Annotated in this window: 23 protein-coding genes; 17 read left to right on the top strand and 6 right to left on the bottom strand. The window is 59.2% G+C overall.

Features of this window, described 5'->3' with window-relative positions; genetic code table 11:
* Positions 1–58 precede the first annotated feature (58 nt).
* From WI754_RS02530 to WI754_RS02520, 3 genes are all read right to left on the bottom strand, one after another.
* Positions 59–1,105, bottom strand: coding sequence for a nitronate monooxygenase (locus WI754_RS02530; protein ID WP_349436071.1), 1,047 nt, complete (start codon positions 1,103–1,105; stop codon positions 59–61).
* Positions 1,106–1,254: 149 nt separating this feature from the next.
* On the bottom strand, positions 1,255–1,743 hold the full coding sequence (locus WI754_RS02525) for a RidA family protein (protein ID WP_349436070.1): 489 nt from the start codon (positions 1,741–1,743) through the stop codon (positions 1,255–1,257).
* Positions 1,737–2,462 (bottom strand): SDR family oxidoreductase, encoded by a 726-nt coding sequence (locus tag WI754_RS02520; RefSeq protein WP_349436068.1) that lies wholly within the window; start codon positions 2,460–2,462, stop codon positions 1,737–1,739. Before WI754_RS02520 ends, WI754_RS02525 begins: the two co-directional genes overlap by 7 nt.
* Before the next feature lie 125 nt (positions 2,463–2,587).
* Here WI754_RS02520 and WI754_RS02515 point away from each other — a divergent pair, with 125 nt between their 5' ends.
* Positions 2,588–3,490 (top strand): LysR family transcriptional regulator, encoded by a 903-nt coding sequence (locus tag WI754_RS02515; protein ID WP_349436067.1) that lies wholly within the window; start codon positions 2,588–2,590, stop codon positions 3,488–3,490.
* A 177-nt stretch (positions 3,491–3,667) separates the two neighbouring features.
* On the opposite strand, the gene WI754_RS02510 is transcribed toward WI754_RS02515, so the two are convergent.
* Positions 3,668–4,189 (bottom strand): prepilin peptidase, encoded by a 522-nt coding sequence (locus WI754_RS02510; protein WP_349436065.1) that lies wholly within the window; start codon positions 4,187–4,189, stop codon positions 3,668–3,670.
* 321 nt (positions 4,190–4,510) lie between these two features.
* Here WI754_RS02510 and WI754_RS02505 point away from each other — a divergent pair, with 321 nt between their 5' ends.
* The 14 genes from WI754_RS02505 to WI754_RS02440 all read left to right on the top strand — a co-directional run bounded on the left by WI754_RS02505 (position 4,511) and on the right by WI754_RS02440 (position 17,656).
* The gene (locus WI754_RS02505) at positions 4,511–4,708 is read left to right on the top strand and encodes a hypothetical protein (protein WP_349436064.1); all 198 of its coding nucleotides are present in this window, start codon (positions 4,511–4,513) and stop codon (positions 4,706–4,708) included.
* Positions 4,709–4,809: 101 nt separating this feature from the next.
* A complete protein-coding gene (gene cpaB / locus WI754_RS02500; RefSeq protein WP_349436063.1) occupies positions 4,810–5,796 on the top strand; it encodes a Flp pilus assembly protein CpaB in 987 nt (328 codons plus the stop codon).
* A gap of 62 nt (positions 5,797–5,858) precedes the next feature.
* A complete protein-coding gene (locus WI754_RS02495; protein WP_349437704.1) occupies positions 5,859–7,346 on the top strand; it encodes a type II and III secretion system protein family protein in 1,488 nt (495 codons plus the stop codon).
* The gene (locus WI754_RS02490; RefSeq protein ID WP_349437703.1) at positions 7,330–7,647 is read left to right on the top strand and encodes a pilus assembly protein; all 318 of its coding nucleotides are present in this window, start codon (positions 7,330–7,332) and stop codon (positions 7,645–7,647) included. The genes WI754_RS02495 and WI754_RS02490 overlap by 17 nt, the downstream gene beginning before the upstream one ends.
* 117 nt (positions 7,648–7,764) lie before the next feature.
* Complete coding sequence (locus tag WI754_RS02485) at positions 7,765–9,366, top strand: pilus assembly protein TadG-related protein (protein ID WP_349436062.1); 1,602 nt, start codon at positions 7,765–7,767, stop codon at positions 9,364–9,366.
* Positions 9,363–9,845 carry a TadE/TadG family type IV pilus assembly protein gene (locus tag WI754_RS02480; RefSeq protein WP_349436061.1) on the top strand — a complete coding sequence of 161 codons (483 nt, stop codon included), beginning with the start codon at positions 9,363–9,365 and terminating at the stop codon, positions 9,843–9,845. Before WI754_RS02485 ends, WI754_RS02480 begins: the two co-directional genes overlap by 4 nt.
* Positions 9,839–10,471: a TadE/TadG family type IV pilus assembly protein gene (locus tag WI754_RS02475; protein WP_349436060.1), complete on the top strand. Its 633-nt coding sequence runs from the start codon at positions 9,839–9,841 to the stop codon at positions 10,469–10,471. The genes WI754_RS02480 and WI754_RS02475 overlap by 7 nt, the downstream gene beginning before the upstream one ends.
* A gap of 41 nt (positions 10,472–10,512) precedes the next feature.
* Positions 10,513–11,655: a pilus assembly protein gene (locus WI754_RS02470; protein WP_349436059.1), complete on the top strand. Its 1,143-nt coding sequence runs from the start codon at positions 10,513–10,515 to the stop codon at positions 11,653–11,655.
* Between the two features lie 68 nt (positions 11,656–11,723).
* The gene (locus WI754_RS02465; protein ID WP_349437702.1) at positions 11,724–12,263 is read left to right on the top strand and encodes a L,D-transpeptidase; all 540 of its coding nucleotides are present in this window, start codon (positions 11,724–11,726) and stop codon (positions 12,261–12,263) included.
* A gap of 18 nt (positions 12,264–12,281) precedes the next feature.
* Positions 12,282–13,733, top strand: coding sequence for a CpaF family protein (locus tag WI754_RS02460; RefSeq protein ID WP_349436058.1), 1,452 nt, complete (start codon positions 12,282–12,284; stop codon positions 13,731–13,733).
* 5 nt (positions 13,734–13,738) lie between these two features.
* Entirely contained in the window at positions 13,739–14,692 is a 954-nt protein-coding gene (locus WI754_RS02455; protein WP_349437701.1) for a type II secretion system F family protein, read from the top strand.
* A 7-nt stretch (positions 14,693–14,699) separates the two neighbouring features.
* Positions 14,700–15,647, top strand: coding sequence for a type II secretion system F family protein (locus WI754_RS02450; RefSeq protein WP_349436057.1), 948 nt, complete (start codon positions 14,700–14,702; stop codon positions 15,645–15,647).
* 17 nt (positions 15,648–15,664) lie between these two features.
* Positions 15,665–16,966 carry an AAA family ATPase gene (locus WI754_RS02445; protein WP_349436056.1) on the top strand — a complete coding sequence of 434 codons (1,302 nt, stop codon included), beginning with the start codon at positions 15,665–15,667 and terminating at the stop codon, positions 16,964–16,966.
* Positions 16,967–17,083: 117 nt separating this feature from the next.
* Positions 17,084–17,656 carry a hypothetical protein gene (locus tag WI754_RS02440; protein ID WP_349436055.1) on the top strand — a complete coding sequence of 191 codons (573 nt, stop codon included), beginning with the start codon at positions 17,084–17,086 and terminating at the stop codon, positions 17,654–17,656.
* A gap of 220 nt (positions 17,657–17,876) precedes the next feature.
* Here the strand turns inward: WI754_RS02440 and WI754_RS02435 are convergent, their stop codons facing one another.
* The gene (locus WI754_RS02435) at positions 17,877–18,404 is read right to left on the bottom strand and encodes a tetratricopeptide repeat protein (protein ID WP_349436053.1); all 528 of its coding nucleotides are present in this window, start codon (positions 18,402–18,404) and stop codon (positions 17,877–17,879) included.
* Between the two features lie 460 nt (positions 18,405–18,864).
* On the opposite strand from WI754_RS02435, the gene WI754_RS02430 reads away from it, so the two are divergent.
* A complete protein-coding gene (locus WI754_RS02430) occupies positions 18,865–19,236 on the top strand; it encodes a hypothetical protein (protein ID WP_349436052.1) in 372 nt (123 codons plus the stop codon).
* Positions 19,237–19,294: 58 nt separating this feature from the next.
* Here the strand turns inward: WI754_RS02430 and WI754_RS02425 are convergent, their stop codons facing one another.
* Complete coding sequence (locus WI754_RS02425) at positions 19,295–20,101, bottom strand: class I SAM-dependent methyltransferase (RefSeq protein ID WP_349436051.1); 807 nt, start codon at positions 20,099–20,101, stop codon at positions 19,295–19,297.
* Between the two features lie 125 nt (positions 20,102–20,226).
* On the opposite strand from WI754_RS02425, the gene WI754_RS02420 reads away from it, so the two are divergent.
* Positions 20,227–21,363: an ABC transporter substrate-binding protein gene (locus WI754_RS02420; RefSeq protein WP_349436050.1), complete on the top strand. Its 1,137-nt coding sequence runs from the start codon at positions 20,227–20,229 to the stop codon at positions 21,361–21,363.
* Positions 21,364–21,387 lie beyond the last annotated feature (24 nt).

The raw sequence follows: 21,387 nt of genomic DNA, 5'->3' as shown, positions 1-21,387 counted from the left end.
ATAAATCGGCCAAAGGCCGCCCTGCCGAACGGGCAATCGCGCCTATTGCTGACGGTGATCAGCACAAACGAGCGATAAGCTCTCTTGCCGGACCCCGCCAGAGGTCGCCCTGACCGGTCCCAGACCAAAGCGACAGGAAGTCGGCAGAACCTTTTGCTGCCGATGCTCCTCTCATGTCGCGGGTGAACTTGTTCTGCGCCGGGAATGGAAGAATTGCACTCGCTCGTGTTTCCATTTCATGCATGAAACGGTTCTCGATGCCCCGCGCCAGGCGACCCGAGAATACGCGCGTCGTTTTCGTCGTTCTGCCGGCCGCATCCAGGAGTTTCTGCTTGTATGGCGCCGACGTGCCGGCTTCCTCGCAGACCAGGAATGCGGTGCCCATCTGAACCGCCTGGGCGCCGGCCTGCAGCGCGCGGCGGACGTCGCTCGACGTCATGATACCACCCGCCGCAATCAGCGGAATGCGAACCTTCACGCGCGATGCCTTCAGCAGATCGAAGGCATTGATTTCCTCGTCCACGCCACCTGCGTCGAAGATGCCGCGATGACCGCCGGCCTCGATACCTTGCAACACGACCGCGTCAGCGCCGCTGTCCTCAAGCGCGGCTGCCTCCTCGGGCGTCGTCGCGGTTCCGATCAATACGATCTTCTCCTTTCTGGCCGCCCTCACATAGTCTGGCGGCAGAAGTCCGAAGACGAAACTAAAGGCCGCCGGCCTGATCCGGAGCACGGCGTCGAACTGGGCATCGAAATCCCCTTCGTAGGGCTCCGTGAACTCCGGCGTCGGCAAGCCGAGTTCCGATCGATACGGCGCAGTTTGCGCAATGGCGTGTTCGATCTGTCTCGCGGTGACCCTGGGGGTCGGGTGCGGAACGAACAGGTTGACGGCAAACGGACAGTCTGTTCGTTGACGGACCTTCGCGGCGAATTCCTCGATCGCTGCCGGCTGTGAATAGGCGGCCCCGATAGAGCCCAAGGCACCGGCAATCGAGGTTTCCGCCACCAGCTCGACAGAGGACGGACCACCTGCCATCGGGGCGACGATCAAAGGGTGTTTCAGGTCGAGTTTCCGTGAGAACTCGCTTTCAATATTCCGGTTCATGGCTGTCTCCTACCTTCACTACGAGACAAGACGATCAAGGCAATGCTTGCATAAAACGGTCGACCAGTTCTGCTGATTTCATCAACCGCTCTTTTGGGGTGCGATCGACGGTGTGGATCGCACCCGACTGGTTATGTGCGCAGTTATCTTCAAGGGTCGACTTCGAGGACGAGTTCGAGCTCGATCGGCACGCCGAGGGGAAGACTTGCGACGCCGAGCACGACCCGGCCGGAGAGCTTTTCCTCTCCGAAGACCTTGTGCAGCATTTCGGATGCCCCGTCGGCGACCTTCGGGTGGTCCCGGAAATCGCCCTCGGTTGCGATGTAGACGCCGAGCTTGACGACCCGGACGACCTTGTCCAGCGAGCCCAGATAGTCTTTCGTGGCCGACAGGGCGCTCAAGGTTGCCGTTTCGGCCGCCTTCCTGCCGTCTTCGGCGGTCAGGGCGCCTCCGACACGCCCGATAAACCGGGGCATGCGATGGACGACGGGCAGCATGCCGCTGAAGAAGACCAGGTTGCCGGTCTTTGCCGCTTCGACATAGGCCCCGAAGGGTGTCGGTGGCGGCGGAAGCGTGATGCCCAAGTCCTGGAGCCGCTGTTCTGCGCCAGCGGCCGGCGTCTTGCCACGGTCTACCATTTGCCCAGATGTGCGCCGCCGTCGACGTTCAGCACCTCCCCGGTTACATGCCGTGCTTCGGTCAGGAAGACGACCGCATCGACGATTTCCTGGACATCGGAAATGCTGCCCATCGGCGACAGCGTTTTCAGGAAGTCCTTTGGATTGTCCTTGTGCAAAGGCGTGTCGACGACGCCGGGAGCGACCGTGTTGACCCGGATTCCGTCCCGCGCATATTCCATCGCGAGGTTCTTGGAAATCGCGTCGATGCCGCCCTTGGTCATCATCGCGACCGAAGCGCTGAGGCCAGCGATCGGATGATCGATCAACGGCGTCGTGATGCTGACGATGCTGCCGCCTGACTTCTGGGCCAGCATCTGTTTCACGACCAGCTGGGTCAGGTGAATGAAGCCTTCGAGATTGGTCGAGGACAGCCTTCTGAAGTCCTCCAGCGTGTAGTCAACGAACGGCTTGGTAAAAAAGATGCCGGCGTTGTTGACCAGGGCATCGATGGTTCCGAACCGGCCGATTGCGGTTTCCGCCACCTTTGTCGCGGTTTGAGGGTCGCCGATGTCGCCGTCGACGAGTGCCAGCTGGCTTGAGGCGCGGAAAGCATCCGACGCACTGACCTGGCGAGACGTCGCGACGACATTGTAGCCGCGCTCGACGAGGGCGTTGACCAGCCCGGCTCCGATACCCTGGGAGGCTCCCGTAATGATAGCAGTCTTTGGCGTTTGCATATTGATCTCCATCGATTTGGATTGAGCAGCGTTGTGCTGCTTGGAAATGAATATGTCCGAAGCCCTATTCCGTGATTAGATGGAAATATCTGGAATCTCTTTTGCATCTGTGCAAAAAGCAGCACATGGCCGATTTGAATGACATCGCGGTTTTTGTGAAGGTTGCGCAATTCGAGAGCTTCAGCCGCGCCGCCCACTCACTTGGAATGCCTGTATCGACCGTGAGCCGAAAAGTGTCCGCGCTTGAGGATCAGCTCGGGGTGACGTTGCTGCAGCGAACGACCCGCAAGCTGACGCTGACTGCGCAGGGACGCGCGTATTACAACCAGTGCAGCGAACCTCTCGGCCAACTGTTTGACGCGGAGCGGGTTCTGACCCAAACGCAGAAGAAGCCGGAAGGCCTGCTGAAAATCTCCGTGCCGGTGATCCTGGGCCAAGAGCCATTTTATGAATTTCTCTCCGCCTTCCTGAAAACTTACCCGCGGATCCAGGTCGATCTCTTCGTCACAAATCTGTTCCTCGATCTGATTGCCGAGAATATCGACGTCGGCATTCGCTTCGGGGAGCTTCGCGACTCGACGATTGTCATGCAGAAGGTCGGGAAGAGCGTCCGCTATGTCGTTGCTTCTCCGCAATATCTTGAGGGTCGGCGCGTCCCGGTGAAACCGGAGGATTTGAAGGACCACCAGTGCATTCTGCTCAATGGCCGCAACAACGAGGCAGAATGGCATCTGGTCAGCGGGCGGAAATCCGTGAAACTGCACGTGTCGGGGCCGGTTTCGAGCCGGGATTTCCAGACGGCGAGCGCGTTTACCTATCGCGGGCACGGGATCGGACTGTTGCCGTCGACCTATTGCGACGACCAAATCGGAAGAGGCGAACTCACCCGTCTGCTGCCGGAGTGGACATCGCCGGAGATCTTCGTGCATGCCGTCTACCCGACACGACGGTTCCTGCCAGCGAAACTGCAGGCGTTTCTCGATGAATTGAAGACATGGAAGAGCCCTCTATGGATTCCATTGCGCTGACGGCGACAGGATGAGGGTACGGCCACGTCTGTTGGCTGCTGCGATTCCGTGACCTCGCCCTGGCCGCGGTGCCAGGCCGGCTGCCAATCCCTGCCGAAGGAAGTTCGCGGTGGCAGGTCACGTCGATGTCAGGTCGGTCCTGTTTGTCCAACGATCGCGCCGGTGTATCCGGCCTGCTCAGGCCTTGCCGTAGCGCAAGGCGAGCACCGAGAGCGCTGCGATGACCATGATAACGCCGTAGGGGACCTTGCGCGTTGCGCGGATTTCCTCGATGCGCATGACAATGGACATATGCGCCAGTTGCAGCGGCATCCGCAATCGCAGCGCCAGCAACGCGAGGACGCCGCCAATCAGGAGAAAGATGGCGAAGGGCAGCATACCGTGCCAGCCGATGAAAAGACCGATCGGCAGGAAAAGTTTTGCATCGCCGGCGCCGAAGAGGCCGAATGCCCAAAGGCCGACGCCAAGGGCAAAGAGCAGGAGGCCGGCCGCGACATCGCCGCCGATCCCAATGGAGGAGAAGAGTGCTGCGCCGACATCGTCGGTCATCAGCAATCCCGCCGAGGCACGCAGGCAGTAGAGGGCGAGAAGGGCGAGGATGGCGCCATTCGGTATTTTCCAGCTGCGGAAATCGCTCCAGGCCGCATAGATAAAAAGTAATACTGAAATCGCAGTAACAATGTTGATGATTTGCGTCATATTTCCCCACCATCTGTTCAAACGACCGAATTGTCGCAAAATCGAGAAGATATGGAATCGAGGCTCAGTCTTTCGAGGTAGATGAGAGCCAATGAATACTACCACCTGTCATATTTGTACAGCATATGCTCTAGGTCTATGCCCCCTTCCTAACCGATCGGAATTTAACCATAAATATAAATGCCAAAAAAGAGCATGTGTTAGTAGTTGACGATATATTAATTAAGAGATTATTAATAATAGAAGTCGGAGGGGTGGTCTCTACGACATGGCGGCCGGAGGACATTGCGGGCGCGCCGAATATTTTGGAGGTAATTTTCGATGAAGGCACTTTTGTCTGAAGTACGCGCTTTCGTGCGGGAAGAAGATGGCGTAGCGCTGTCTGAATATCTTGTTCTTCTTGGTCTTCTTGTCGGCGGTGTTATTGCTGCCGTCACACTTGCAGGCACAAATCTTGCTACGGCATGGAACGGCTGGGCCGGGTTCTTCCTGAGCCTGGATGACGCTGTACCCGCATAAGAAAAGAAATTAGAGAGGAGAGGGGATTTTGTTAACCCCTCTCCCTCTAAGTTATATTTAGGAAACGGACGTATTTTTGTCCATTGTTGCGAGTATCGGCGATGCGTTTCTCAACAATCCTTAGTCTTTTTGTTTCTATTCTGCTTGCCGGCACCGCGGTGTTTGCGATGCGCAGTTACCTGGCCGACCAGCAGGCGCGGCTTGTGGCCAATGATACGAAGGGGCAGGAGCAGATCCTCGTAGTCGCGGCCAAGGAGATGCGCTTCGGCGACCCGGTCCGCCCGGAAAGTCTAAGGGCTATCCCCTGGCCTGCCGGGGAACGGCCGGAAGGCTCGTTCGACAGCATCGAGGCGGTCGTCGGCGACGTCGACAAACCGCGCTACGCCATGGCGGCGATCGATCCTGGCGAGCCTGTGCTGAGCTCGAAGATCACCGGCGCAGGCTCGCGGGCGACATTGTCTGCGGCGCTTGACCAGGGCATGAAGGCCGTCTCGATCCGCGTCAACGACGTTCTCGGCGTTGCGGGCTTCGTGCGCCCGTCGGACCGCGTCGATGTGCTGCTCACCCGTGTCGTCCAGAACCGTCAGAACAGCAGCGAACAGACTTATGTCGATGTGCTTCTCCAGGGCGTGAAGGTGCTGGCGGTGGACCAGACCGCGGATGAGCGCAAGGACGAACCTTCCGTCGTCAAAACGGTGACCTTCGAGGTCACGACCGAAGAAGCGCAGCGCCTGACGCTGGGTGCCAATATCGGCACGCTGTCGCTCACCCTGCGCAATGTCGCGTCTGCCTCCGCCGAAGAGACGCGGCCGATTACCGTTGCGGATCTCGGCGGGGGGCCGATGGCGACGGAGCTCAGCAACGATCTCGTGAAAAAGACGGACGACGGACGGTTCGACATCCTTGAGCGACTTGTGCGTAAGGTTGGGGACGACCTTGGGAAGATAAAGATGCCGGAGCGCGAAAAACAAGTACAGATTGTTGAACGTAAAGTCGAACCGGTATTGCCGATTGAGCCAAAGTGGGCGACGGTAGGCGTCTGGAACACGACGAAGCGCGAGGAGCACCGAGTCGGCCTGATCCAGTGACCTGAAATGCGGGCATGCCCGCATGCGTGGCAGCCAACGAGGAGAGGGGCGTAAGCGGAATGTTGAGGGGAAGCAAAAAGGGGGCGGCGCGAGTCCAAACCCTCGCGGCGGTGACCGCGGCAATTTTTGCCTATAGCTGCTGGGGCCCCGGCCTCGCCGGCCGGGCCGACGCCCAGGAGAAATTCATCAGCCTCACCGGCTCGGTGCAGCAGGTGACCATACCTCCGAACGACACGATGACGATCACGACCGGCAAGCCTTTTGGCGATCTGGTGATCGGCAGTGCCGATCTGATTGATGTGGTGCCGCTTTCCGACAAGTCGCTCTTCATTCGCGGCAAGAAGAACGGCGCCACCAACATTTCGGTCTATGGCGATGACAAGTCGCTTCTCGGCGTCATCGATATCCGCGTTGCCAGTGATTTCACCGAAGTCGCTTCCGCCATTCACTCCACCGCACCCTCGGCGCAGGTCAGGGTATTCAATTCCAACGACCGCATTCGCCTCACAGGCATGGTGCGCGACGCCGTCGAGCTGCAGCGGGTGATGGAGATCGCCCAGTCCTATTCCGATCAGCCGGTGCTCAACCAGCTTCGGGTCGCCGATTCGCAACAGGTCATGCTGGAGGTTCGGGTGATCGAGGCCGCGCGATCGACCGGCCGCGACCTCGGCATCGGCTGGTCCGGGCAGGGCAGGAACGGCATCGGCAAGGCAACGACGAGCCAGGGCATCGGGACCAACGACGACGACCAGCTCGTGCGCACGCTCGAAGACGCCTCGGGCGTTGCAACGGGCCTGCAGCCCTTCGGCCAGCTGATTGCCAAGGTGCTGGAAATTTCCGGCGGCCAAATCGACATCGTCATCAATGCGCTGGAACAGAAGGGACTGGTACGCCGGTTGGCGCAGCCGAACCTGATTGCGATGAGCGGCGAGACCGCGAGCTTCCACGCCGGTGGCGAGGTGCCGATCCAGACGACGGTGGCCAACGGCGCGACCGTCGCAACCGAGACCGACTATCGGCCGTACGGTGTGCGGCTGACCTTCACGCCGGTGGTGCTCGATGGCGGGCTGATCAACCTGAAGATCGAACCGGAAGTCTCCGAACTCGATACGTCAGTCAGCGTCAACGGCAATCCCGGCTTTATTTCGCGGGCGGCGAAGACCACGGTCGCGCTGCGCGACGGCCAGAGCTTCGCCATGGCCGGTTTGCTGCAGTCGATCAATTCCAAGGACATCCAGCAGTTGCCGGGATTGGGAAAGCTTCCGATCCTGGGGGCGCTGTTTCGCTCGACCAGCTTTGCGAAAAAGGAATCCGATCTCGTCATCGTCGTCACGCCGCATATCGTGCGGCCGTCAGCGCCTGGCGAGGATCTCTACAGTCCGCTCGACCAGACGCGTTCGTCGAACGATGTCGAACTCTTCGCGCTTGGCATGCTGGAGGTCGACAAGGATATGCTGCGCCGCTTTCGCAACGGCGAAGGCGTGAAAGGACCCTATGGTCACCGTCTCGATCTCGACGTGGGAGGCACCCTTGCTGTTGTCAAGAAATAAGCGCGTCCTCCTGGTCCTCGCTGCCGTGAGCCTGGTCTCGGGCTGTGCCGACTACATGAATCACCGCGATACGATCACGTTCGGATTGGGCAATGCGGTGGAGGCCAACAAGGGCATCCACATACAGGATCCTTTCCCGCAGGTGGCGCAGAACACCCGCATCATCAGTGACGGGAAGAGCATCCAGAAGGTGATGCGCAACTACAACGGCGCCAGCCAGCCCGCAGCGACGCCGCAAACGGCGGTGATCCTGCCGGCGGCAACAATGGGAACGAACGGATCGCCGTCGTACGGGCAGTAACGAGGAGCCGGCGACGAGCGGGAATTGACGGGCGGGATTAGGAAGCAGCGGCGGAAAGGAATGCAGTAACAGCAACACGTCACGGCGAAAGAGGCGCCGCGATGGGGGGATATGCCAATGTTGAGTAGGGCTATCAGGGGTTTCTGGAACGATCATCGTGGCTACGTCATCGCTTTGACGCTGATATCCATGCCGCTGCTGCTGGGCTTTTCGCTGCTCGTGATCGATGTCGGTCGCAGCGGCAACCTCCACACCGACCTTCAGAATGCCGTCGACGCGATGGCACTCACCGGCGCTCGCGAGCTCGACGGGCGCGACGACGCGATCACCCGGGCCGAGGCGGCGATCGAGAAACTCGCCAATACCGCTGCCTTTGGCGGCGGCGGGGCGGGCATGTCGCTCGGCTCCAGCCTCACGGTGTCCTACGACGCCGGTAACGACGCTGCGAGCACCGTTACGGTTACCTTTCTCAAGGCTATTCCGGATGACGATGACGACCCCATCCCGGGATCGATGGTGACGACGGACAGCAACGAGGCAGCTTATGCCTGGGTCTCTGCCAAGCCTCAGGCGATGCAGACCATCTTCCCGCTGCCGGTCGGCTTCAATCGTGATACGGTCAATGTTACCGCCGATGCGGTTGCCGTCTATCACGCAAGTGCCTGTGACATCACGCCAATCTTCATCTGCAATCCCTATGAACCGGCAGGCAATACGAGCGAGGCCGCCAACGAACAGGCGGCGGCGGATCTCCACACCAACTTCGCAGCCGGCAATCTCTACGGCCGGCAAATCGAAATGCACAGCACGTCTTCGTCCAATCCCGGGCCTGGCAATTTCGGGTTCCTCAGAACCCCTCTGGGCAATGGCGCGAACGTGCTGGCGGAGGCTCTGGCCACCGGCAATCCGGGGGCTTGCTATACGCAGGACAGCCTGGATACCAAGACGGGCGCCGTCGCCGGGCCGGTTGAAGCCGGCGTCAATACGCGCTTCGGTATCTACGAGGGGTCGTTCAAGAGCGCCCGCAATGACGGCCGCTACCGCCCGGCTCAGAACGTGCGCTCCGCACAGACGAAAACGGGAGGTGACGCCTGTAAAGCCTATGACCCGGTGATGGTCGGCAGCGCGGTCGGCGATGTCACCAAGGCGGTGCCATTGGGTTATGGCGCAACCATGACCGCGCTTGGCGGCGGCAAGATCAGCACCAGCAACAATTGGAATTACGCAAACTACTGGAGCGTCGCACAGGGCGGCACGGCGCCGTCGGTCAGCGCCATCCTCAGCAACCACTCCAGCTATCCGCCGACAGCCACCGGAACACCGAGCCGGCCCTCCGCCTACGATGTCTACCGCTACGAGCTTAACACCCCGGCACTACTCAACCATGCCTCGGCGAACGGCGAGATCGGCAATCCGACGACAGGCGGCGGCCAGTGCTATTCCGGACCCGCTCTTTCGAACTATACGGCGAGCGAGTATGGCGATCGCCGCGAAATCTTCGCCGCGATCGTCAATTGCGGTTACGAGGCCTCGATCGGCCATCTGAACGGCCACAAGCAGACGCAGGCGGTTGCCTTCGCGCGCCTATTCATGACCAAACCGGCGATCAAGGCCGGCAGTGAGCGCTATCTGTCGCTCGAGGTGATCGACATCACCGGCCAGGGCGGCCGCGGTACGCTCGAGGAATTCCTGCGGGAAGAAGCGGAGCTGGTCAGATGATGACGCTGCGAAACTTCATTCTCCGCCGGTTCTGTTTCGGCTTCTGGTCGCGGCAGGAGGGCGCCGTGCTTGCCGAGGCGCTGCTGGCCGTGCCCTTCGTGACGCTGTTCGCCGCCGGCATCCTCGAATTCGGCAATGTTTTCTGGCAGCGGATGCAGATCGATGCGGGTCTCAGGGATGCCGGGCGCTATCTGTCGCGCTGCAGGCCAACCACGCCGACCTACACGTCGAGCTGTTCAATCGCGACGGCGAAAATGATTGCCTTCTACGGAACCCAGAGCCCGGCCGCCGGCGCTGCGCTGCGGGTGCGCAACTGGGGACCGAACCTTGCCGACATCACGGTTACCCCCGTCAATGCGGATGGCACGATCACCGTGCAGACCGCGCATCTCTATCAGACGTCGTTGCTGTTTGCCTGGGTCGGGGTCAATTCGATCTCCATCAATGCCTCGCATGAAGAGAGGTATATGGGATGGTAGGCCTTCGATCGCTCTTTTCCTTCTGGCGGGATGACCGCGGAATAGCCTTGTCTGAAGGGCTGATCACGATCCCGATCGTCCTTCTCATGTTCGCCGCTTTCATCGAGTTCGGCTACGCCATGTCGCAGTGGAACCAGACGGTGAAGGCCCTTCAATATGGCGCGCGTCTGGCGGCCGTATCCGATCCGCTGGTCGATCTCGACGACTTCACTGATGCCTTCCCGACCGACGCTGACGATCCGTTGAACAATGGCGACGCGACGCCGAACGACTCGACGATATCCCTGAGTTGCGGTGGTTCTGGTTCCCCCTGCGATGCGGCCGCGTTGAGCCGGATTGTCCAGGGAAGCGACGGTGCCTGCGGTGCTGCTGGCGACCCGCGACCGGGCATTTGCGACCTCAACTGGCGCATCCAGCCGGAGAACCTGGTGGTCACGTATCAGCGCTCGGGTCTTGGCTATTGGGGCCGGCCGGATGGGCCGGTGCTGACCATGCGGCTGGAAGTCCGCGATATTACATTTGATCTTCCTATTCTTGGTGCACTGCTCGGGCTTGATGACGTCACCATTCCTGCCCATCCGGTGACGATTACGACCGAAGACTTGAAGACATGTTCCACCTGCTAAACCCATAATGCTGAACTCATAATATTGCGTGGTAAAGCGAGATGACAGCTCATATGAATTTTGTAGCATCCACCAAAATCCTTGTGCTTTCCGATGATGCGGCGGCTGCGAGTTTGATGCTCGATACGTTCGGTTCGCTGTCGCGCTACGACGTGCGCCACATGGCGCTGGCGGCGCTTCGAGATGCAGGACGGGCCGACCTGGCGCAGTTCAATCTGATCGTGCTCGATGTCGACAACGGGGAGATGCTGACCCGTCCGGAATTGTTTACCTTCCGCAACGCCCATCGAAATACGCCGTTGGTGGTCGTCTCCGAGGATCTGCCCGATGACATGTTGCGGCTGCTGTTCCGCTTGAACGGCAACGACTGGCTAAAAAAGCCGCTCGAACGCCGCTCGCTGATCGACATGATCTCGACCCACGCGCCGACCGCTGGCGCCAGCGAAAGCCGGGTCCACGCGGTCGTCTCGGCCGTTGGCGGCGCGGGCGCCAGTGTAATTGCGTCCTCGCTCGCGCACGTGCTGGCCCAGCCGACGAAAAATTCCTCGCCGCGCGTCGATCTGTTCGACATGGATTTCTCGTCCGGGTCGCTTGGCTACTATCTCAACCTTGTCAATGATTACGATCTGAAGCCTATCATCGCCAATCCGTCGCGCGTCGACCTCGAATTTATCGATCTCGTGCGCAAACGCCATCCGGGCGGTTTTTCACTGCTCTCTTTCAAGCAACCGTCGGTCCTTTTGACACCCAAGGGCGCGGAACTTGTCCTGCGGATGCTGGATGTCGCGGCCTTCGAAAGCGATCACACGGTCCTCGATATCCCGTATTACAACACGCCGTGGAAAGAAGATGTGCTGGAATCTGCCAACAGCATCTGCATTGTCACCGAGATGACGATCCCCGCCCTTCACGAGGCCAAGGATCTGTTTCTCAATCTGGTGCGGTTGCGCGGCAATTCGGACCAGATCTTTATCGTCATCAACAAATACCGCACGAAGTTCTTCAGCCTTGGTGTACGCCGCCAGCAGGCAGACAAGATATTCAAGGATACGCGCGCGCATATCATTGCCGATGACTGGGACACGCTGAGCGAGGCGGTGAACCGCGGCGTCTTGCCGTTCGAGGTAAACGCCCGTTCACGTTTTTGCGGCTCCGTCAGCAAGCTGGGAGCGCTCGTCAAATGAAGTCGCGCAACGGCAGCAACGGGCCAGAGGCGCGGCGCAGCAAGGGGGCGGCAGCATGCCGCCGAGTGATGCGGGGTATCCTGGTCGCGGCGTCTTTCTGGCTCGCAGCCTCTGCGACACAGACGTTGGCGAGCGGGCTGGTGCCGCGAAACCTGGGGCCAACGACGGGCGTCATGGTGACCACCGAAAAAAACTATCCGGCCGGCACGATCGTCATCGTCAGCAAGGACCGGACGCTCGATCTTGTCGTCTCCGGCAACCGCGCGATCCGTTATCGGATCGGCGTCGGTCGCGACGGCTTCCGCTGGAGCGGCGTCGTCAAGGTCGGTCACAAGGCCGAATGGCCAGATTGGCGGCCACCGGCGGAGATGAAGGCGCGTGCACCGGACCTGCCGGAACTTGTGCCTGCCGGCCCGTTCAATCCGCTCGGCGCGCGCGGGATCTACCTCTACCGGGGAAATGCCGACACGCTCTATCGCATTCATGGAACCAACGATCAGTCGACGGTCGGCGGATTCGCCTCCTCGGGGTGTTTCCGCATGAGTAATGCCGACGTCATCGATCTCTATAGCCGGGTGAAAGTCGGAGCGACAGTGATTGTGAAATAGTCGAACAGGGGGAAGCTGATGACGAACGGGTTCATCGGACGTTTTTACAAGCAGAGGCAGACCGAAGGCGAAGCGCAATCGGAGATTGCCGATCTCTCCACGAAGGCAGCAGAGAAGGCGTCCCTGCCGCTGCTGCAGCCTGTCGGTGGGCCTGTAACGGCGGGAGAGGAACCAGCGCTCGGCCGGGATATGGTGGCCGAGCGGGTCAATCTGCATCGCTATCTTTTGGACCGCATCAATCTCGGCATTCTCGACATGCTCGACAATGAAGAGATTGCCACCGAGATCCGGCCGTTGGTCAAGGACTATATCCGGCAGAACAATTTCCCGCTCAATGCCAAGGAAATCAATGACCTGATCCATGACATCACCGACGAGATGCTCGGGCTCGGACCGATCGAGCCGTTGCTGACCGACGATACGATCGCCGATATCCTGATCAACGGTCACAACAGCGTCTATGTGGAGCGAGGTGGCAAGCTCGAGAGCACGGCGGTCCGCTTCAAGGACGAGGACCATCTGCTGCGCGTGATCAACAAGATCGTCTCCGCCGTCGGGCGCCGCGTCGATGAGTCGACGCCCCTGGTCGATGCCCGCCTCAAGGATGGGTCGCGCGTCAACGTCGCCATCAGGCCGATCTCGGTCGACGGGCCACTCGTTTCGATCCGCAAATTCACGCGTTCGCCGCTGACGCTGGAGCGCCTGGTCGAATACGGCGCCATGGCCAATGCGATGCGCATCCTGCTGAGCGCCGCGGTCAAAGGCAAGGTGTCGATGATCATCTCGGGCGGCACCGGCTCAGGCAAGACGACCTTGCTCAATGCCCTGTCGTCGCAGATCTCAGAGAAGGAGCGTCTGATCACGATTGAGGACGCGGCCGAACTTCAGCTGCAGCAGCCGCATGTCGGGCGGCTGGAAACCCGGCCGCCGACGCTTGACGGCCGCAACGAGATTCGTCAGCGCGAACTCCTCAAGAACGCGCTGCGCATGCGTCCGGATCGCATCATCGTCGGCGAAGTGCGCGGCGAGGAGGCCTTCGACATGCTGCAGGCGATGAATACAGGGCATGAGGGATCGATGACGACCATTCATGCCAACACCCCGCGCGATGCCGTGGGCCGCCTCGAGCAGATGGTCGGCATGGCCGGCATGCCGATGTCCCAGCTCAGCGTCCGTTCACAAATAGCGTCTGCGATCACGCTCATCGTCCAGGTTCAGCGCCTCAGCGACGGCACACGCAAGGTCGTCTCGATTTCCGAAATCACCGGCATGGAAGGGGAAGTTGTCCAGATGCAGGAGATCATGAAATTCAAGAAAACCGGCACAGGTGACGATGGCCGCATCCGCGGGGAATTCCGCGCTACCGGCCTTCGCCCCCGGTTCGTCGAAGAATTCGCGGAACTGGGGATCATCGTCCCGGCAGCGATCTTCGATCCGGGGACACTTTTGCAAACAGGGCGGGCTAGCTGATGTCTCTGACCTTGCTCCTTGTCTATGGCGCTGTCTTCATCGCGGCGCTGATTTCTGCCGAAGCGGTGTTGCGCAGCTACTTCAGGACATCCGAACGCCACAGCGCAGTGAACCATCGTTTAAGCCTGCTCGACGAAAGCGTCGATCGCCGCAAGACCTACCGCGACATGCTGAAAGAGCGCGGTTTTGATGAAAACTGGCGGTCGCTGCCGCTGATGCAGCGGCTCCGGCGGTTCTATGCGCAGTCGGGGATCAAGTTCGATGCAAAGCGATTTGTGCTCTACGCAATAGCCGGTGCACTGGTCGTCTGGCTGGTCGTTCAGTTTTTGGTGCCGAGCCATCTGATCCGGATTCCGATCTTTGTGGCGGTCTGCTTTCTCATTCCCGTCGTCGTCGTCTGGCGGGTCCGCGCGACCCGGATGCGCAGATTTACTCAGAAACTCCCCGAAGCGCTTGATGTTGCCGTTCGCAGCCTCGCGGCCGGGCATCCGCTGCCTGCGGCGATTGCTCTTGTCGCACGCGAAATGCCCGATCCGATCGGCTCCGAATTCGGTCTGCTATCGGACGAGCTGACCTATGGCGTGGTGCTGGACGATGCACTCGTCAACCTTGCAGACCGCGTCGGCGTGGAAGACCTGAACCTGCTCGCGATATCCCTGAGCGTCCAGGCCGGAACCGGCGGTAACCTCGTCGAAATCCTGCAAAATCTCTCGAAGACACTGCGCGACCGGTTCATGCTGAAGGCGAAGGTCAAGTCGATTTCCTCGGAGGGACGGATCACGGCGATATTCATGTCGCTCTATCCATTCCTTCTTTACGGAATGATCAAGACGCTTTCGCCGACCTACTTCGACCCGGTTTGGGAAAGCGGTTATGGACCGACCGTCGTTACCGTGTTGCTGTGTGTAATGGCCGTCGGAAATATCATTCTCTACAAGATGGTTAACTTCGAATACTGAGGCTACAATGTTCGGTGAGTATGGAATATACCTCGTCGTGTTTTTTTCGGTGCTGATCTTTTCCGCCACCGCGTCGGAACTTGTTTTCCGGCGGCGCGCGGTCGGTGTCCGGGTGTCGGAAACGGCGGCGAAGGCGAGCGGCGACGAACCCCATTTTAGCGATACGGCAATTGCCGACCTCGGCGAGGCGGAGAATCGTCTGATCCGCCGCTATTTCGAGATCACCCGGCGCGACACGAATGCCAACTCGACGCAGAACCGCCTGATTCGCGCCGGATATTTCAGTGCAAGCGCGGTAACGACGTTCCAGATGATCCGCGCACTCACATGCCTTGCGGTGCTGGTCGCAACCGTCTGGACCATCGATCGTTACTTTCCCGAGATGTCACGGCTGTCGGCCCTGTTCGTCGCGATGATTGCCGCTGGCATCACCTTCATTTTGGTCAACATCTATATCGACCGGCGCGGCCAAGCCAAGGAGCGGGAGTACCGGCGTCTCTTTCCCGATTTCATGGACATGTTGATCGTCTGCCTGGATGCCGGCATGAGCATCGAGGCGGCGGCAAACCGCGTCGCCCGGGAATTCGTCAGCAAACGGCAGGATTTCGGCCTGCATCTTTCGATCATGATGCTGGAAGTACGCGGTGGGCGTCGCCTGCGGGAGGCATTGACCAATCTTGCGACCCGATTGCGGATAGACGAGGCCCGGGCGCTTGCCGTCCTGTTCCGGCAGTCTGAGGAACTGGGCACGAGCGTCACCCAGACACTGCGGGTCTACAGCAAGGAAATGCGCGATCTTCGCATCGTGCGGGCCGAGGAGAAAGCCAATGCGCTACCGATCAAAATGTTGTTGCCGCTCGGGGGCTTCCTGTTTCCGGTCAGCCTGATCATCGTGCTCGTACCCATTGTCATCCGTGTCGTCACACTTCTCATCGGCATGACACCCGGTGGATAGGAAACAGCGAGGCTTACATGCAGTATTCCTTGGATCAACATCGTGAAGACGTCGCCCTGGCGCTCGATCCGCGCATGCCGCTGGCGCCGACAAGCCTTGAGGAGACCGGGCTTGAATTGTCGTTCATGTTACGCTTGGCGGCAAAATGCGCGACTGAACAGGATACTGTAACGGCATCGCATCTGGCCGGCCGGATGAAGCTGCCGAAAGTGCTGATAAATGTCCTGATCAAGGAACTGGTGAAGCTTGCCTTCCTCGAGGCGCGCGGGCTTGCAGGAGAGGACGTCAAGTCCGACATTCGCTACGCGCTTTCGACCAAGGGTCTGGAATATGCGCATGCGGCGTTACGGCAATCACAATATATTGGGCCGGCCCCGGTGTCCCTGGATGCCTTCTGCCGACAGATCGGATTGCAGTCCATCCATGACGAGCGCGTAACGCATGCGCGTTTGATCGAGAGCCTCGAAGGGCTGGTGTTGTCGCAATCCTTGATCGAGAAACTCGGCCCGGCAATGAATTCTGGGCTTTCCATTCTGCTCTATGGGCCGCCTGGCAACGGCAAGACAAGCATTGCGGAGCGGAGTTCACGACTGTTTCTTCAGTCGATCTGGGTGCCCTACGCCATCGAAGTCAGCGGCCACGTGATCAGCTTCTATGACGAGGCTGTGCATCGGCCTGCCGTCGTGGCGACGCAAAAGCCTTATCCGAAAATGGATCAACGATGGATCGAATGCCGTCGGCCGGTCATCAAGACGGGCGGGGAACTGACGCTCGATTTGCTCGACCTGACCTTCAGCGAGGGCTCGGTCTACGAAGCGCCTATGCATCTCAAGGCGTCAGGCGGCGTCTTCATCATCGACGACTTCGGTCGCCAGCAAGTCGCGCCACAGGCGCTCATCAACCGTTGGATCGTGCCGCTCGAACGCGGATATGACTTCCTCACGCTGCATACGGGGAGGAAGTTCAGGGTTCCATTTGATGAACTTGTCGTCTTCTCGACCAATATCGCCCCAACGGATCTCTCCGATGAGGCGGGTCTGCGGCGTCTCAAGTACAAAATATATGTGAATAACCCGTCTCGGGACGACTATATCCGGATATTCCGGTCATATGCGGGCAACGTTTCGGTTGAAACAGATCATCGTGATTTGGAATTGTTCTACGATCGCAAGTACAATTGCAACTTGCCGGCGTCCTGCTATCATCCTAAGTACCTGTTAGATTTCATCGGGGCCTATTGCGAATTTAATGCAATGCCCAAGATTGCATCGCTGGAGATGTTGGAACGGGCGTGGGACGGGGTGTTCACGTTGGATTAGGGAGGTCCGATGGGACACTATCATGGCAGCGGAATAGGCGTGTATTAAGGAATGCGTGAAATAATGGTGTGGCATTTACTGGGAGGGCCATGGTCCGGCTCGCGGGGAGAAACGTCGATGACCAGCATTGCAAATGTCGATGTCGAATCTGATGGCCCAAGGCCGCGCTGCGAGCAAACAGCCAAAGAGCCGCCGCGTTCGAAAGGCGCTCCGTTCATCGCGATGGCACTGATGCTTCTACCGTTGAATGCGGGGATTCTGCTCTACACGGCGAAGAATGCCGCCGATGTGCGTGAAAGCAGCGAGACGCTTGCCTCACTCAAGCTGTCGATCGATGGCCTGAAGGCGCAGATCGACAAGCAGGCGCAAAATATCGCCAAAGGTGCAAAGGCCGACGACGTGGCGATCGTTCGGCAACATGTAGAGAGCCTGCAGAAAGACGTGGCGGACCTGGATGGCCGAATGCGTTCTGGCCTGTTCGCCTCCGGCGGCGCACAGATCTTGAGCGCACCCGGTAAGGAGGTGACGCAGCATATCGAGCCCTCCTTTGGTGCGGTATCGGTTGGTCGCGGGATTGCGAACGACAGCCTGGCCTCGATCGACGCCCAGGGCGTTTCAGCCTCTGACTTGCCGCGTTATGAACGATCGGTCTCGCCGGAAGGCAAACTGATTCTGCGGAAAGTGCAATAGTCGCCGGATTTGCGGCACGGCGCTGTGCGTCTTTTCGGGCGCAATAGGTGAACTGCAACGCCTTTCGCTGCGCGATTTTTATCCCCGCATAATAGCCGAGTTCGCAATGCGCTTTCTACGGGGCGCATTTTTCGACGTGTCCGCCACGGTGGAGCCGCGGCGCGGACTCCCCTTCGCCGCGCCGACCACGCATCAAGACATCTTCGAGCGTCAAGCGTTTCTATCGCTGCGCGACATTGACGCTGTTCTTCATCAATTCAAGATTTCGGGCAGTCGTCTCGTTGGTGGGATCGAGTTCGTAGGCTTTCAGGAAATAACGCCTGGCCTTGGGCAAGTCACCGCGCAAGAGATGGGAGTATCCGATATTGTTGTAATAGACGGGCGTGTTGCCAATCATCCGTGCGAGCTGCACATAAGCGCGGTCGGAGGTGTCAAACCGGCCGATCATATCCGACGATGCCGCAAAGCCCAGCCATGCCGCCGGATCTTGGGGAAAGACTGAAACTGCACGTTTGTAAATTGCGTACGACTTTCCGTAGTTCTTTTCCTTGAACTGGAGCTTCCCCGTGGTGATCAACTCGTCGTCCTTGTAGAAGGCCACAGCCGAGTCGTCTTCGACAGTCTTCGCGCTATCGCCAAACGCGGACATGTCTTCGAGACTTGAAGACTGGCATCCGGCCAATGTCGCGAAGCCGGCGAGCACTATCGCAAGGCATCTGATCCTTGATCTAATCTGAAACGCTACCATTCATTCCCCCAACTTTCAGATATGTTAGCGGTGCATAAGCAGGCTCTCACGGAAAATCCTGATGAAAAAATGCTAACAAAGAAAGAATTGACCGACTGAGTCGCATTAAAGAGACACATGTCACGCTTGTATAGTGTCACTCTTGCAACATTGCTCTACCGCACGGCGATCTTTTTGAGGTGAAACGTTATTTTTTTCGAGAGTGTAGCAGGCTTGTGCGATACTTGGCCGTGATCCACGTGGTGCCGGTCTGGTAATCCACAGTTAAGCGTCATCTTATACATTGTCTCGATTGGTATGGCTGCGGCTTGGGCGAGAGGAAGCGAAGCAGATGCGAAACCCGGTTCTGACACTTATCCGACTGGGTCCATCAGCCGTCTACGCGTTGGCGGCGATCTTTCTCATCAGCATGATTCTGCTCACGAATTATCCCTCAAGCGCATGGGCATGGTGGCTCCATATGACGATACTTCCGGTCATGCGTGAAACCATCTATCTGCTTCTGGCCGTTCCCGGCGTCGCATTCTGGAGTGCTTTGACGATACTAACGCTTGCAGCGCTTTTCGGCATCTACCTTGCGAGACACCCAGAACGATACCCGACGACGGGTTTCATTCATGCGCATGTCGCGCTCATCGTAACTGCGCTTGCCATGGTCCGGGTAGCAAACGCGCAAGCCGGTCTTTTCGGCTTTTCGCTGCCGCAGGTGCTGCGCGGTGATTGGTCGATGCTCCAGATAACCGATTCACTGCTCGGGACGGTGCTGCTTGTTGTCGTATTCCTTGCGTGTCTTTGTTCACATGTCGCGATGATCCGGCGCATTCGCATATAATCCGTACCGACAATGCCGGGCGGAGTGTGAAGCCTTTTCATCGTGCGGAAAGCGTCGTTCAGCCAGCCTTCGTCGCCCTGATCGCGTAGCGGTGCTGAATCCCTCTGGCCAAGCCTTTGAAAAGGTTCCAATGTTTTGCCTGGGCGCGATGAATCCCGGCCAGATCGGTGTCGATGGTCACAGTGTCGAAGCCGCTCTGCCGAAGGAGATCGGCGACCGCCTCCGCGCGTGCACCTTGCGAGAAATAGACGCGCGAAAGAATGCTGCGATGCGTATCCATCATTGCCGCCGACGCTTGTACCGTATCGCTCTTCAGGATGCCAAGGCGCTGGCCGAATACGGCAAGCTTGGAGAGAAGCCGCTCGAGCGGTGTCGAACTGACAAAATCGCCGTCGATGATCAGCAGTGTTCCGCCCGGTTTCAGCACGCGCAGCCATTCGGCGAATGCCGCCTTCGGATCGACCAGGGTCCAGACGAGATGCCGGTTGACGATCACGTCATAGGCGTTGTCTGGCTCCATCGTGTTCTCGGCATCGCCCAGCCGAAAGCTGATGCTGCGCTTGCGGGTCTTTGCCTTGGCGTGGGCGCGCTCCATCATGGGCTCCGCCCAGTCCATTCCCGTTACCCGAAAGCCGAGATCGTCCATCAGATGCGAAATGACACCGGTGCCGCTGGCAAGATCGAGTGCGGCCCGCCCGTCGCCGGAGCTCAGGTGCCGGAGGAGCAGCTGGTGCCAGGCGGCCCGTTCATCCTCCGAAAATATTTCGTGGCCGGGCGACTGGTCGAAGGTGGCGGCCCGTTCGGACCAGTATGCCTTGATCTCGGCGCGCAGGTCATAGTTCGTCAGTCTTTCGGTATTGCTCATCGTCAGGTCCCGGATTGCGCCGTGCAGGTTAAGTAACTTCCTGGAATCCTTCTAAAAGATAAAACTTGACTGTCAATATCATGAAATACTAAAAGCGCCCCAGTTTCCCCGATGGAGTGATGACAATGAATTTGTTCGGTAGGGTGGCCTTGGCCGCCGTGGGTTTCTGCGCGCTTTTTTCCGGCTCGTCCTTTGCCGGTGAGAAAGTCACCATCAAGGATGTGACTGGCCGCGATGTCGAAATCAGCGTCCCGGTCGAGCACGTCATTCTCGGCGAAGGCCGGCAGATCTATTTCGTTGCCGCGCTCGACACGGACGCGCCGTTCAAGCGGGTCGTCGGTTGGCGTGACGATTTCAAGAAGGCCGACCTCGACGGCTACAATGAATATCTCGCCAAGTTTCCGGAAATGGACAAGCTGCCGACCTTCGGCGGCATGAAGGACGGCACATTCGACATCGAGCAGGCCGTCGCTCTGAAGCCCGACGTCATTATCATGAACATCGATGCCAAGACCGCGACCGAAGAAGCCGGCTATATCGAAAAGCTCGGCAAGGTCGGCATCCCGCTCGTCTATGTCGATTTCCGCGAAAAGCCCATGGAAAACACCGAGGCCAGCATGCGCGTCATCGGCACGCTGTTCGGCAAGCAGGAGAAGGCAGAGGAATTCATCTCGTTCCGGGCAGAGCAGATTGCCCGCGTCACCGACGTGCTGGCGAAGGCCGATGCGAAGAAGCCGCTGGTGTTCATGGAACGTGCAGGCGGCTATTCCGACGATTGCTGCATGTCGTTCGGCAATGAGAATTTCGGCAAGATGGTTGAACTCGCCGGCGGTGCCAACATGGCCAAGGACATCATTCCCGGCACGTTCGGCACGGTCAATCCCGAGCAGATCATCGCCTCCAACCCGGACCAGATCATCGTCACCGGCGCCAACTGGGAGCTCTATGTTCCCGGCGGCAACTGGGTCGGCGTCGGCCCGGGCGCGGATCCGAAGGAATCGGTCCGCAAGCTTGCCAACCTGATGCAGCGCCCTGCGTTCACCGGCGTGAAGGCGGTCAAGGACGGCAATGTCCACGCCATCTGGCACCAGTTCTACAACAATCCCTATCAGTTCGTCGCCGTGCAGCAGATCGCCAAGTGGCTGCATCCGGAACTGTTCAAGGATCTCGATCCGGACGCCACCTTCAAGGAACTGCACGAGCGCTTCCTGCCTGTCGACTACAAGCCCGGCTATTTCGCCTCGCTCGCGGTTGCGGGCTGATCCGAAGGACGGACCGGCACGGGG

Source organism: Pararhizobium sp. A13 (assembly GCF_040126305.1).
Lineage (GTDB): Bacteria > Pseudomonadota > Alphaproteobacteria > Rhizobiales > Rhizobiaceae > Pararhizobium.
The sequence above is the reverse complement of the archived record's forward strand: the minus strand, read 5'-3'. Positions and strand labels throughout refer to the sequence as shown.